This is a genomic window from Sulfitobacter sp. IGS-18 (assembly GCF_059628195.1).
Window position 1 is genome coordinate 984479 of record NZ_CM184556.1, and the last position, 12826, is coordinate 997304.

The window sequence follows — 12826 nt, forward strand, 5'->3', positions numbered from 1 at the left end:
ACATGAACATGATGCCAAAACAGGAACTGGACCCGGTCACCTTCGAGGTGCTCAAGAACTCCTTCATCACCTCGGTCGACCAGATGGCCGAACAGATGCTGCGGACCTGCTATTCCTTCGTGATCTACAACCGCGATTTCTCCAACGGGCTGCACGATGCCGAGGGCAACTGCGTGGCCCAGGGCAATTCCGACATCGCGGTCCATGTCGGCACCCTGCACCATACCTGCAAGGAGGTGATCCGCTTCTTCAAGGGCGATATGTACCCTGGCGATGTCTATGCCATCAACGATCCCTATGCCGGCGGCACCCACTTCAGCGACGTGCGTCTGATCCGGCCGATCTTTGACGAGGAAGAACTGATCGGCTTTTCGCAGTCGAACGGCCATTGGTCCGATCTGGGCGGCTCCGTCCCCGGGTCGTTCAACGTGACCGCCCACGAGATGTTCGGCGAGGCGGTGCGCATCACCCCGATCCGGCTGTTCCACAAGGGCAGGTTCTGCGCCGACGTGGCCAATATGATCGCTGCCAACACCCGCGACCCGGCCTCGATCATCGGTGACATTCATTCACAGGCCCAGGCCACCCAGGTGGCCGAACGCGAATTGCAGCGGCTGGTGGGCAAATACGGCCGCGATCAGGTCACCCAGGGCATGGATGCGGTTCAGGATTACGTCGAACGCGCCGTGCGCCAGCGCATCCGCGACCTGCCGGACGGCACATGGGAGGCGGTGGATTACATCGACCGCGATCCGGGTGCGGGCGAGGGGATGATCCCGATCCACATCAAGATGACCATCAAGGGCGAAGAGATCACCTATGATTTCGAAGGCAGCCACGCCACCATCGCCTCGATCTACAACTCGGCCCCCGGCGCGACCTTCTCCGCCGTGGTGGCGGGCATGAAGACCTTCTTCCCCGACCTGCCGCTGAACAGCGGCTTCTACCGGATGGTAGAGGTGAAGGCCCCCGCCAACAGCGTCGTCAGCGCCCAGTGGCCAGTGGCGGTGACCGGCTTCCTGATGCCGTTCGAAAAGATCATGAACGCGATCTTCGAAATGTGGTCGCAGATCATGCCGGAACGCGCCATCGCCTGTGCCTTCAACCTGGAATACCTGCTGGCGGGCGGCAACGACCTGCGCAAACCGGACAAGCCGATCTACATGTTCTACGAATGGCTCCCCGGCGGCTGGGGCGGGCGCAACGGCAAGGACGGCAGCGACGTGACCACCGCCTGTTTCGGCACCGGCCTGATGTCCCAGCCCTCCGAAGGCAACGAAAGGGTCAACCCGACCCGCGCGGATGAATTCCAGATCAAGCAGGACAGCCCCGGCCCCGGCAAATGGCGCGGCGGGGCAGGGGTGATCAAGGCTTCAACCCTGCTTGAGGCGGAAAACACCGTCATGTCCTACATCTGCGACCGCGAACGCGCGGTGGTCTGGGGCGTCGAAGGCGGCCTGCCCTCCATGCCACACGGGTTGATGGTCGAACATGTCGACACCGGCGAGGAAGAATGGCTGGGCTCGGTCTTTTCCAACTACAAGATCAAGAGCGGCGACAAGTTCACCCGCCCCACCGCAGGCGGCGGCGGTTACGGCGACCCGATGGAACGCGACCCCGAACATGTCCTCAACGATGTGATCGACGAATATGTCTCCGTCAAGCGCGCGGAACTCGACTACGGGGTCGTGATCAGGGTCAATGACGCCGACATGCTCGACTACGAGATCGACCATGCCGCCACCGAAAAGGCCCGTGCCCATATCCGTGCGAACCGGGTCGGCTGGGCCCGGATGGACCCCGAAGAGGTCTCGCAGATGTACCGCAAGGGCAAGATCAACGAGATGGACGCGGTGCGCAGATACGCGGTGATCCTGGATTGGGGCACGGGCGAGCTGATGCCCAGATCCACCGCGCAGTTCCGCGAAAGTTTCGAGAAACGCTCGGTCTCGCACTGGTCGTGATACCGGGGCGGCCCGCCTGCCGGGCCGCCTGATCCCCCGCACCCGGAACCTGAACAGGACATTGCCGGCATGACCCAGACAGATGTGGTTTTTCACCGCCCCGATACGATTGCAGCGGCACTTTCTATCCTCGCCTCCGCCGCCCCGCGTCCGGCCATCCCGCTGGCGGGCGGCACATGGATCATGCGGGCCGCGCTGCGTGGTGAGGAGACCGACAAGACCTTTGTGTCCCTTGCGAATATCGCCTCCCTTCACGGCATCGAAAAAACGGACGCCGGGCTGACAATCGGCGCCATGGTCAGCCACGCCGCACTTGCGCAGGCGCTGGGCGCTGACCCCGCCCATGCCGGCCTGCGCATGGCCTGCGCGGCCTCCGCCAATCCCGCGATCCGGCATCGCGCGACCATCGGCGGCAACCTCTGTTCCGATGGCTTCATGGCCCCCGATCTTGTCCCGGCGCTGATGGCCCTTGGGGCCATGGTCACCCTGCAGGCCCCGTCAGGTGAAAGACGCCTGCCCATTGCTGATTTCCTGCGCGGGCGCGGCGCGCGCCCCGCCGCCGAGATCCTGACACATGTGCACCTGCCCCCGCCCCGGGGCACAGCCGCCCATGCCCGCGCCCTGCTGCGGCAGGCGGGCGAATATCCGGTTGCGGTCGTCAGCGTTCTTGCCGGTTGCCGCGATGATGGCACCTGCCAGAGCCTGCGCATCGCCCTCAGCGCGGTGGAACCTGCACCGCGCCGCTGGGAGACACTGGAAGACGCGCTTCTGGACCGCCCCCTGGACCCAAAGGCGGCGCGCGACGCCGCACAGGCTCGCATCCATGACCTGCACCCGCGCGACGGCGTCGATGCCAGCGGCTGGTACCGCGCCCGCCTGCTGCCGCAACTGGTGCAACGCGCCTTTGCCGATCTGACCCGGCCCACCGCAAAGGGAGACCCGCAATGACCGTAAGCTTCACCCTCAACGGCCGCGCCCGCAGCTTCTCCGGCGACCCGCGCGCCTCCTTGCTTGAGGTGCTGCGCGACACCTACCGGCTGACCGGCGCCAAGGAGGTCTGCGGCGAGGGGTTCTGCGGTGCCTGCATGGTCCGGATCGACGGGCATCCCGCCACCGCCTGCCTGGTGCCGATGGGCACGTTGGAGGGGTCCGATCTGCGCACCATCGAAGGGATCGGCACCGAAGCAGAGCTGAACCCCGTCCAGCAGGCCTTTGTTGATTTTGACGTGGTGCAATGCGGCATGTGCTTTCCCGGCATGGTGATGACGCTCACCCATTTCATGAAGGACAATCCGCAACCGACCCGCGAGGCGGTCAAATCCGCGCTGACCGGGAACATCTGCCGGTGTACCGGCTATGAGCGGATCATCGACGCGGTGATGTCCCTCTCGGGCGCCGCACACCCCGTGACGGAGGTTCAGCCATGAAGAACGCCCATGATCCATCCCTTGCCGTCATGGACCTGCCGCGCCGCGATGCGCGCGACAAGCTGCGGGGCCGGACCAGATACACCGTCGATCAGGCGGGGCCGGAGGTCCTGCACGCGGTCTTGCTGCGCGCGACCGTGGCCTCCGCCCGCATCACCCGGCTGGATGTCATCCCGGCCCTGACGATGGCGGGGGTCCACGCCATCGCCACCCACAGGGACGCCCCCGGCCTGCACGGGATCGGCATCGCCGATCATCCGATCTTTGCCAGCGATACCGTGCGCTATCACGGCGAACCCCTCGCCGTCATCGCGGCAGAGACACTGGCCCTGGCCCGGCGCGCCGCCAAGGCCGTGATTGTCGAATATGAAGCCATGCCGCCGGTGCTGACCCTGCAGGCGGCACTGGCCCCCGATGCCCCCCTCGTCCATCCCGGCTGGGAAAGCTACGAGGTGCTCCACCCCGGCGCGACACGGGGCGGCAATATCGCCTGGGAAGCACGCGTCGACCGCGGCGACACCGATGCCGCCTTTGCCCGCAATGACGTCACCATTGTCGAAGGCACCTATGATGTCGGGCGGCAGAACCACCTGTCGTTTGAGCCGCGCGCGGTGATCGCATCTTATGAGGATGGCCGCTTCCACATCCAGACCTCCACCCAGGCGCCATGGACGGTCAAACATGTCGTCGCCAGGGTTCTTGAGGTCCCGGAATCCGCCGTGCGGGTGACAGTGCCCGCCGTCGGTGGCGGTTTCGGGCTGAAGTTCGATTGCTCCCTCGAACCCTATGCCGCGATCCTGGCCCGCAAATCCGGGCGCGCTGTCTCGCTGGTCAATTCCCGCCGCGAAGAGATGATGACCTGCCTCTGCCGGGAAAACGCCGAAATCCACATCCGCTCCGCCATCGACGCGGAGGGAGAGATCGTCGCCCGCGAGGCCAGCGTGCTCATGGATTGCGGCGCATATGGCGGCGAACAGGTCTTCCTGACCACGATGACCGCCCATACGCTGGCCGGCAACTACCGGCTGGGTGCCGCGAAAATCGTGACAAGGGCGGTCTATACCAACACCCCCCCGAACGGGGCCTTCCGCGCCTGCAACGGGGTCTACAACACCTTCGCGCTGGAACGACATACGGATGAAATCTGCGCCGCCATCGGGATGGACCCCTTCGAGTTCAGACGCCGCAACGTGATCGGTGACGGCGACATCGGGGCCACCGGACAGACCTTTCAGGGCGATGTGCTGGCCCCCATGCTGGACCGCATGGTTGACAAATATCCCGTCGAACGGCGCAGCGGCAGGTTGCCCGACGGGCGGCTCTACGGGCGCGCGACAACCGTGGGGACATGGTTCATCTTTGTCGGCCCCTCTGCGGCAACGGTGAACCTGAACGCCGACGGCAGCGCGACGCTGGTCACCGCCGGGGTCGAGATCGGCTCCGGCACCATGATGCAATCCCTGCCGCAGATCGTCGCGGCAAACCTTGGCATTCATCCCGATGCGGTCATCGTGAAAACCGCCGATACGGATGCCGCCGGGCGCGATCTCGGGGTTGGCGGCGGGCGCACCACCGTCTCCATCGGGGCGGCAAGCGAGGCTGCCTGCGCCGAGGTGCGGGAAAAACTGCTGACAGTGGCGGCCAGATTGCTGCAGACCAATACAGCCGCACTGGTGCTGACCAACGGCCGGGTCGAGGTTGACGGCAAACCCGGCAGCGGCATGACCCTGAAAGCCGTGATCGCCGAAGCGGAGCTGACCACCGGCCCGATTGCCGGCAGCGGTGCCTTTACCGCGCCGGGCACAACAGCCATGCCCGGCTGCGCCACCGGCCATTTCATTGACGCCATCGACATCCCGGTATTTGCGGTCCACGACTGCGAAGTGGCGGTTGACGAAATCTCGGGCCGTTGCGAAATCCTGTCCTACCGCGTGGTACAGGATGTGGGCCGCGCCCTGAACCGGCGCGCCATTCATGGCCAGATTCAGGGCGGCGTGGTGCAGGGCATCGGCTATGCCCTGACCGAAGAGGTCACGATCGGCCCCGACGGCGCGGTCGATCAGACCGGGCTGGAAAGCTACCGCGTCCCGCTGGCGGGCGATGTCCTGCCCATCGACTTCGAGCTTTACGAGGGGGCACCCTCCCTCGGCCCGCTGGGCACCAAGGGGGCAGGGGAGGTGCCGATCCTGAATGTCGCCGCATCGCTGGCCTGCGCGATTGCCAATGCCACGGGCAAACCGGTGACCTCCCTGCCGATGACACCGGAGCGCATTGCCACCCTGATTGCCGGAGAGGCACTTTAGGTTCCGTCCTTGGATAGAGAAATTGTTCCTTGCACAGGCGGTTGTCCGGATCACAGAGGGCCGCGCCCGATCCTGGGAGGGCGCGTTCCAGACGTTTGAACAGGGTGCCGCGCTGCAAATACTCTGTGCTGTCGATGATTTACGCGACATTGCAAGAGCGCCCTCCCGTGGGGAGGGTCGGGCGCGGCCCGGGCTTTCAGCCCGCGCCAAGGGTTGTGGCGGCCGCATCGACGAACAATTTCCCAGTTGCGGCTTGGCAAACCATATACAGACTCGGTTTTCAGCAGCCTGTTAATGTCTCAACCATGATGAACCCCATCATGGGCACGCCCAGCCTCACCAAATCGCCTACCCGGCATGCCAAAGGCATGCCGACGATCAACGGCGCACCTTTGGTGCGACCGGCGGGCAGGCGATGGCCCGGCGCCTGCGGCTTGTTCCGGGCCTGGGCGTGATTGATCGACGGCGGTTTTTCCGGTTCGAGCACTCCCCCAAGCGCGGAATCAAGGCCGCAAGCCGCCGCGCATCACCGCACCACCACCCGGCAATGCGCTTCGCCGCGAAAGTCAGCTCACCCCTTGGCCATCAACCCTCATCGGCCTTGCCGCCAACCGCCGCGATGACCTGATCCGCAACCGGGTGATCCCCCGCCGCCCGCGCCAGCATCAGCGCGCCGACCACCTGGGCAATGGTGCTCAGCGCCACCGCCCTGTCCTCCGGGGCCACCAGATCCGCCAGCTTCTCCAGCCCCTCGGCAAAGGCGGTCTGCAAGGCCTCTCCGTGGCGCGGCGCCTCTGCCGCAAGCGCGGGCAGGACGCAGCCCTCGGCAACCCGCGTCAGGTGACTGTCGTGCAGATAGGCCTGCCGGAAGGCCTCCAGCCGGTCGCCCCCCGCTTTCTCCAGCCGCCTGGCCCAGTCTTTCTCATGCTGTGCCATCGCCGCCTGGGTGGCCTCCACCATCAGCGCCGTTTTGTCCGGGAACTGCTTGTAGAACCCGCCATGAGTCATCCCGGCGGCTTTCATCAGGCCCGAAATCCCAATGCCTTCATATCCGTGGATGCGAAACAGCCGGGCGGCTTCGTCAACCACCTTCTGGCGATTTTCCTGTGCAACTTCACGACTTACACGCATGTCAGCGCCTTTTCATCACTGGTCGGTATGGCCCGCCAATCCTAGAAAAATCCATTTTGGATGTCAATTAACATCTAATCTTGACAGTTTGGATGATGCTTATAATCTAATCGTAAATCACGAGCAAAGCGAGTCGCCCCATGTCCCCTACCGATCCCATCGTCATCTGCGCCGCCCGCCGGACCCCGCTCGGCGCCTTCATGGGCGCGCTTGCGCCGATCCCCGCGCCGCTGCTGGGGGCCACGGCTATCCGCGCCGCCATGGCCGACGCCGGGCTCGGGCCGACGGACGCCACAGAGGTGCTGATGGGCTGCGTCCTGCCCGCCGGACAGGGCCAGGCCCCGGCACGGCAGGCGGCGCGGGCAGCAGGGCTCGACGATGCCGTGGGCGCAACCACGATCAACAAGGTCTGCGGCTCCGGGATGAAGGCGATCATGACCGCCGCCGACCTGCTGACGCTGGAACGCGCCGAGATCATCGTCGCGGGCGGCATGGAATCCATGTCTCGCGCCCCCTATCTCGCACCGGAAATGCGCGCAGGCCGCAAGGCAGGCAGCGCCGCGCTGATTGATCACATGATGTTCGACGGCCTCGAAGACGCCTATGAACCGGGCCGCCCCATGGGCGCTTTCGGCGAGGTCACGGCACGGGACTTCGGCTTTGACCGCGCGGCACAGGATGCCTTTGCCATCGAAACGCTGGAACGGGCCCGCATGGCGGTCACCTCGGGAGCCTTCACCGATGAAATCGCGCCGGTCACAGTGCCCCAGCGCAAGGGCGAAGTCACCGTCGCGCAGGACGAACGCCCCGGCCAGGTCGACCCGGCAAAAATCCCCGGCCTTCGGCCCGCCTTTGCCAGCGACGGGACAATCACCGCCGCCAGCGCCTCCGCCAATGCCGATGGCGCGGCTGCGCTGGTGCTGACCCGGCGCAGCCACGCCCGGGCGCGGGGCCTGCCGGTGCTTGCCACCATCGTCGGGCAGGCCGCCCATGCCCAAGCCCCGGCGCTCTATACCACCGCACCGATCCCGGCGATTGAAAAGCTGCTGGCCCGCACCGGCTGGACCGCGGATCAGGTCGATCTGTGGGAAATCAACGAGGCCTTCGCCGTGGTCCCCATGGCCGCCGCGCAAAAGATCGGCATCCCCCGCGAAAGGCTCAATGTGAACGGCGGCGCCTGCGCGCTGGGCCATCCCATCGGCGCCACCGGCGCACGCATCCTCGTCACCCTGCTGCACGCCCTGCGGGCGCGGGGCAAGCGGCGCGGCGTGGCCACGCTCTGCATCGGCGGCGGCGAGGCTACAGCACTGGCCATCGAAATCTGACCCGGCTTTCACCCAACCCGAAAGGACACCCAATGGATCTGACCCGGACAGCCGCGCATGTCACCAGCGCACCCCATGACAGGGGGCGGCGGGCCAAGGCCCCAGCCCCCTTCCGCAACCGCCCGCAGGGCATTCCCACACCCAGATATTCCGGAGGCACCCATGCCACAGCATGACACCACAACCAAAGAACGCGCCTTTGACGCGGCCACCATGCCCGAAGTGAGCTTCAGCCCGCCGGACCCGCGCCAGATCGCGGCCATGTCCGGGCTCGACATCCTGCGCGCGATCCCCACCGGCGGCGTGCCCGCCCCGACCATGGCGCGGACAATGCGGCAATGGATACACGCGGTCTCCGAAGGGCAGGCGGAGTTCCGGGGCGATCCGGGGCCGGAATTCCTGAACCCCATGGGCACCGTCCACGGCGGCTGGATCATGACCATGCTGGATTCCGTGCTGGGCTGTGCGGTCCATTCGGTGCTTGGCCCCGGCCAAAACTATACAAGCATGGGCACGGAGGTGAAGTTCATCCGCCCCCTCGCACCCGATGCGGGACAGGTCCGGGCGCTGGGCACCCTGGTCTCCCGAGGGCGGCGGTCGGCCACGGCAGAGGCGCGGCTGGAGGATGCCTCGGGCCGGCTGATCGCCACCGGCACCACCACCTGTTTCCTCTTTCCGGCACAGGGGTAGACCATGCCCGTCATCACGCTCCTCTCCGTCCCCTTCGCCTTCCTGCTGGGGGGATTCGTCTTCTCCGGCCTGCTCGGCCCACTGGCCGCCGACCTCGGCATCAGCGTCTCGGCCGCCGGGCTTTTGCAGGCGGGCTATGCGCTTGGCTGCGCCTTTGCCGGGCCGTTCCTGGCCCATTGGACCCGGCACCGGCGCAAGAAACCGCTGCTCCTGACGGTGCTGGGCAGCATGGTGCTGCTCAATTTCGCCTCGATCCTGGCACCGGGCTTCAATGAACTCCTGTTCCTGCGCACCGCCCTGGGGATCACCGGCGCGCTTTCGCTGCCGCTGGCGGTCTCCATCGCCGTGACCCTGGTCCCCGCCGAACAGCGGGGCGGGGCCATCGCCAAGGTCTATTCCGGGGTCGCCTATGCGCTGATGCTGGGAATGCCCGCGGGCTCGCTGGCCGGGGACTGGCTGGGCTGGCGGGCGAGCTTCGGCGTGGCCGCGCTGGCCTCGGCCGCGGCCCTCGTGCTGGTCTGGCGCAACGTCCCCGACATCGCGGCACAGCCTGTCCCCAAGGGCAGCGCGCGCCTTGACGCCAGATCCACGGGGCTGCTGGCCTCGACCTATCTCGCCTTTGGCGCGATGTTCTGCCTGGTGGGCTACATCGGCCCGGTTGTCACCAGCCTGACCGGCGGCACCGGCACCCATGTGGCGCTGTTCCAGCTTGGCGTCGGGCTGTCCTGCCTCGCCGGGCTGATCCTTGGCGCGCGGATCGCGGCCACCCTCGGCGGGCGCGGGCTGGCCTGGCTCTTTGCCGGGATCGCCCTGGGGCTTGCGGTGCTGGTGCCACCACTGTCGACCAACCCGCCGCTGCTGGTCAATATCCTGGCGCTTGTCGTCAGCGTTGCCCTTGCGCCGGTCTGCCAGTTTGCCACCGCACCGGTGGTGCAGGGGAGCCTTGCGGCAACGGCGGGACCCTCGACGACCTTCGTTCTGACGCTGAACAGCTCGATGGTCTATCTCGGACAGGGCACCGGCGTGCTGCTGGGCGGCACTGCGATCAGCTTCGGCGGCTATGCTGCCGCGCCGCTGACCGGTGCCTTTGTGGCGCTGCTGGGTCTTGTGGTCGCCATCGCCCTGCGCTCGGGCACCGCGCGGTCACTGTCCCGGACCTGAGGACACCAGCACATGCACAAGCGCATCCAGCGCCGCCCCCATATCGGCGGCGCTGGCATATTCATCGGGATGATGGCTCAGCCCGCCCCGGCAGCGCAGGAACAGCATCGCGATAGGGCAGAGATCTGACATGGCAGAGGCATCATGGGTGGCCCCCGAGGGCAGCGTGACCGCCGCCGCGCCGCCCTGTTCCACCGAAGCAACCAATGCCGCCGACAGCTCCGGGTCGCAGGACACCGCAGGCTGGACATAGGTCCGCGTCATCTCGAAAGACAGGCCGGCCTCCCCGGCAATACGATTGCCAAGCGCGCGCATCTCATCGGTAAACCCCTGCCGCGCCTCGTCGGAGACCGAACGCACCTCAAGCGGGAAATCCGCCCGGTCCGGGATCGCATTGACCGCATCGGGATGCACCGAAATCGACCCGACCGTGGCGCGGATACTGTTGGTCTGCCCGGCCTGTTCCGACACTGCCGCGATAAAGCGGGACGCAGCCACAAGCGCATCGCGGCGGTCCGCCATCGGCACCGTGCCCGCATGGCCCGTCTCTCCTGTAAAGCGTATGGCGTTGCGCTCGATCCCGCAGATCCCGGTCACCACCCCGACCGCCGCAGCCCGGCGCTCCAGAACCGGCCCCTGTTCGATATGGACCTCCAGATAACCCAGCACCTCGGCGCGATCGCGGCGCAACGCCGCCAGCTGCGCCGGATCGCCGCCGAACCCGGCAAGCGCCGCGCCAAGGGTCACACCATCCCGGTCCGACAGCCCCAGCGCCGCCGCATCAAACGTCCCGGCCAGCACCCTCGGCCCCAGCAGCGCCGTGGGAAACCGCACCCCTTCCTCATCGGCAAAGGCCAGAACCTCCACCGAACAGGCCGGCGCGCGGCCCTCCCGGCGGATCTTCTCCAGCGCGAGGCAGGCCAGCGCAATGCCCATGATCCCGTCATAGCGCCCGCCGCCGGGTACGGAATCCTGATGCGACCCGATCAGCAGGGTCTTGCTGCCCTCCGGCCCCGCGCAGCGCCCGACCAGGGTGGCCGCCGCATCCATATGCACCTGCAACCCGGCAGCCTCCATCCAGCCACGGATCTGGTCCAGCGCCGCGCGGTGTTCGGGCGTGAAGGGCAGGCGGGTCACACCCGCACCGGCCTGCGAACAGGCGGCAATCTCGTGCAGGCGGCTCTGGGCAATCTCACCGAAGGTCATAGGCATCCTGAATTTATTATGATAAATTATGAGCTACACAAGACTCCAGCCCTCGTCTAGACAAATGTCATGAAGCAAACCGCCGCCCGCCCCTCCGATCCAAAGATCACCGATGCGCCCCGGGCGCAGAAACGGTCGCGTCCCGTTCAGGTCGCGGATCAGATCAAACGCTGGGTGGTCGAACGTGACATGCAAAAGGGCGACAAGCTGCCGAACGAGGCGGCGATGATCGCAGAATTCGGCGTCTCCAAGGGGACCGTGCGCGAGGCGATGCGCATTCTGGAGGCCCAGGGCCTGATCGTGACCAAGACCGGCCCCGGCGGCGGCAGCTCGGTGGGCGAGGTCAGCAAGGACCGGGCGATGTCCCTGCTTGGAAACTACTTCTATTTCAAGGACCTGTCGCTCTCGGACATCTACGAGATGCGCAAGCTGGTGGAACCGGCCCTGGCCGCCCGTCTGGCCGGCAACCTCTCGGACGCGACATTGGCCGAACTGCGCGAGATGGCGCACAGATACCCCGAACCGGCGCAGACAGCGGAAGAGGAAAAGCAGCAGCATATCTCTTCGCTGGCCTTCCACGCCCGGCTCGCCGATGCCGCCGACAACCAGCTGATGGGCTTCCTGATCTCCTTCATGGCGCGGATCCTCTCTGACCTGACCGTGCACCGCCGCCTCTATGCCACGCCCAACCGGGAGCTTTGGGAACGTGGCCGCAGGCATCAGATCGAACTGGTGGAGGCGCTGACCCGGGGCGACGGCCCGCGCGCCCATGCCATCATGACCTCGCATATGGAAGGGGCCGAACGGCTGATGAACGCGCAGGAAATGCGCATCACCCGCGAATTCATGGCCGAATAGACGGGGCCGCGCGCCTGTCTTACGACCGCGGCGCGCGGCTGCGGTCCACCGCAACGGGCGCTTCATCCAGCCAGGTGGCATAGGGCGGCGCGCTCACCCTGGCGCATAGCGCTGCAAGATCGTCCAGCGGGCGGGCGCTGTCATCAATCCGCAGGTCGATGGGCGGCGCAACCGGGCTCAGAACCAGAAGGGCGGCAGATTGCAGGCCGCGCACATCCGATCCCGCCGCCTCACCGGCGCGCAGGGCGGCGACAAGCCGTTCCGCCGGCGTGCCCTCCCGCGTGGCAAAGGCGGCGGCAGCGGCCTCCAGAACCCCACGCGACCTGATCATGTTGCCCGCGACAATCACCTCCGGGGCGGCGATGAAACCGGCGTAAGGAACACTGGCCGCGCCGGTGAACCCGGCGGTGGCACCGGTTCTGTCAAGCACCGCCAATTGCCGGTGGTCCCGGCCCGTGTCTTCCCCGGTCAGCGCGGCCACCACATCCCCGGCCCCGGCACCCCCATGCAACCGCCGCATCGCATCGTCGCGCCAGAAGGTGCTGGGCGCGGTGCCCTGCGAGGCACAGAGCCCCGATTCGATGTCGCCGCGCAGCACCCAGCCCCCGACACAAAGGCTGCCCGTCGCCGCCGCACCTGCGTAAACGCCTGTTTTTTTGTCATATGTCAGAATGGAAAACGTCATGAGGCGACCCCGGCACATTTAACTTGTATTTATCATGATAATTTGGCCAAATGCAATTTATAATGATAAATAAGAT

11 protein-coding genes are annotated in these 12826 nt (G+C 66.4%); 8 read left to right on the top strand and 3 right to left on the bottom strand.

The window, feature by feature from the left end:
* The first annotated feature begins 2 nt into the window (after positions 1 to 2).
* From ACWNZ3_RS04790 to ACWNZ3_RS04805, 4 genes are all read left to right on the top strand, one after another.
* A complete protein-coding gene (locus ACWNZ3_RS04790) occupies positions 3 to 1964 on the top strand; it encodes a hydantoinase B/oxoprolinase family protein (protein ID WP_274574374.1) in 1962 nt (653 codons plus the stop codon).
* 69 nt (positions 1965 to 2033) lie between these two features.
* A complete protein-coding gene (locus ACWNZ3_RS04795; protein ID WP_496901396.1) occupies positions 2034 to 2912 on the top strand; it encodes an FAD binding domain-containing protein in 879 nt (292 codons plus the stop codon).
* Positions 2909 to 3391, top strand: a complete 483-nt coding sequence (locus tag ACWNZ3_RS04800) for a (2Fe-2S)-binding protein (protein ID WP_496901397.1) — start codon at positions 2909 to 2911, stop codon at positions 3389 to 3391. Before ACWNZ3_RS04795 ends, ACWNZ3_RS04800 begins: the two co-directional genes overlap by 4 nt.
* A complete protein-coding gene (locus ACWNZ3_RS04805; protein ID WP_496901398.1) occupies positions 3388 to 5694 on the top strand; it encodes a xanthine dehydrogenase family protein molybdopterin-binding subunit in 2307 nt (768 codons plus the stop codon). The genes ACWNZ3_RS04800 and ACWNZ3_RS04805 overlap by 4 nt, the downstream gene beginning before the upstream one ends.
* Positions 5695 to 6279: 585 nt before the next feature.
* Here ACWNZ3_RS04805 and ACWNZ3_RS04810 read toward each other — a convergent pair.
* On the bottom strand, positions 6280 to 6825 hold the full coding sequence (locus ACWNZ3_RS04810; RefSeq protein WP_496901399.1) for a TetR/AcrR family transcriptional regulator: 546 nt from the start codon (positions 6823 to 6825) through the stop codon (positions 6280 to 6282).
* 140 nt (positions 6826 to 6965) lie between these two features.
* Here ACWNZ3_RS04810 and ACWNZ3_RS04815 point away from each other — a divergent pair, with 140 nt between their 5' ends.
* The 3 genes from ACWNZ3_RS04815 (at position 6966) to ACWNZ3_RS04825 (ending at position 10001) form a co-directional block, all read left to right on the top strand.
* Positions 6966 to 8150, top strand: a complete 1185-nt coding sequence (locus ACWNZ3_RS04815; RefSeq protein WP_496901400.1) for an acetyl-CoA C-acyltransferase — start codon at positions 6966 to 6968, stop codon at positions 8148 to 8150.
* A 162-nt stretch (positions 8151 to 8312) separates the two neighbouring features.
* Entirely contained in the window at positions 8313 to 8840 is a 528-nt protein-coding gene (locus tag ACWNZ3_RS04820; protein WP_274574385.1) for a PaaI family thioesterase, read from the top strand.
* Positions 8841 to 8843: 3 nt separating this feature from the next.
* A complete protein-coding gene (locus ACWNZ3_RS04825; protein ID WP_496901401.1) occupies positions 8844 to 10001 on the top strand; it encodes an MFS transporter in 1158 nt (385 codons plus the stop codon).
* Here ACWNZ3_RS04825 and ACWNZ3_RS04830 read toward each other — a convergent pair.
* Entirely contained in the window at positions 9984 to 11207 is a 1224-nt protein-coding gene (locus ACWNZ3_RS04830; RefSeq protein ID WP_496901402.1) for a M20 family metallo-hydrolase, read from the bottom strand. The two genes, ACWNZ3_RS04825 and ACWNZ3_RS04830, sit on opposite strands and share 18 nt — an antisense overlap.
* 69 nt (positions 11208 to 11276) lie before the next feature.
* Between ACWNZ3_RS04830 and ACWNZ3_RS04835 the strand changes: the two genes are divergently transcribed.
* A complete protein-coding gene (locus tag ACWNZ3_RS04835; protein ID WP_496901403.1) occupies positions 11277 to 12065 on the top strand; it encodes a FadR/GntR family transcriptional regulator in 789 nt (262 codons plus the stop codon).
* Positions 12066 to 12084: 19 nt separating this feature from the next.
* Here ACWNZ3_RS04835 and ACWNZ3_RS04840 read toward each other — a convergent pair whose 3' ends face one another.
* Positions 12085 to 12750 (bottom strand): DUF1028 domain-containing protein, encoded by a 666-nt coding sequence (locus tag ACWNZ3_RS04840; protein ID WP_496901404.1) that lies wholly within the window; start codon positions 12748 to 12750, stop codon positions 12085 to 12087.
* Positions 12751 to 12826 lie beyond the last annotated feature (76 nt).

Coding starts and splice junctions, on each gene's coding strand:
- ACWNZ3_RS04820 (WP_274574385.1), top strand. CDS start 8,313: ATGCCACAGCATGACACCACAACCAAAGAACGCGCCTTTGACGCGGCC.
- ACWNZ3_RS04800 (WP_496901397.1), top strand. CDS start 2,909: ATGACCGTAAGCTTCACCCTCAACGGCCGCGCCCGCAGCTTCTCCGGC.
- ACWNZ3_RS04840 (WP_496901404.1), bottom strand. CDS start 12,750: ATGACGTTTTCCATTCTGACATATGACAAAAAAACAGGCGTTTACGCA.
- ACWNZ3_RS04825 (WP_496901401.1), top strand. CDS start 8,844: ATGCCCGTCATCACGCTCCTCTCCGTCCCCTTCGCCTTCCTGCTGGGG.
- ACWNZ3_RS04805 (WP_496901398.1), top strand. CDS start 3,388: ATGAAGAACGCCCATGATCCATCCCTTGCCGTCATGGACCTGCCGCGC.
- ACWNZ3_RS04790 (WP_274574374.1), top strand. CDS start 3: ATGAACATGATGCCAAAACAGGAACTGGACCCGGTCACCTTCGAGGTG.
- ACWNZ3_RS04830 (WP_496901402.1), bottom strand. CDS start 11,207: ATGACCTTCGGTGAGATTGCCCAGAGCCGCCTGCACGAGATTGCCGCC.
- ACWNZ3_RS04835 (WP_496901403.1), top strand. CDS start 11,277: ATGAAGCAAACCGCCGCCCGCCCCTCCGATCCAAAGATCACCGATGCG.
- ACWNZ3_RS04815 (WP_496901400.1), top strand. CDS start 6,966: ATGTCCCCTACCGATCCCATCGTCATCTGCGCCGCCCGCCGGACCCCG.
- ACWNZ3_RS04795 (WP_496901396.1), top strand. CDS start 2,034: ATGACCCAGACAGATGTGGTTTTTCACCGCCCCGATACGATTGCAGCG.
- ACWNZ3_RS04810 (WP_496901399.1), bottom strand. CDS start 6,825: ATGCGTGTAAGTCGTGAAGTTGCACAGGAAAATCGCCAGAAGGTGGTT.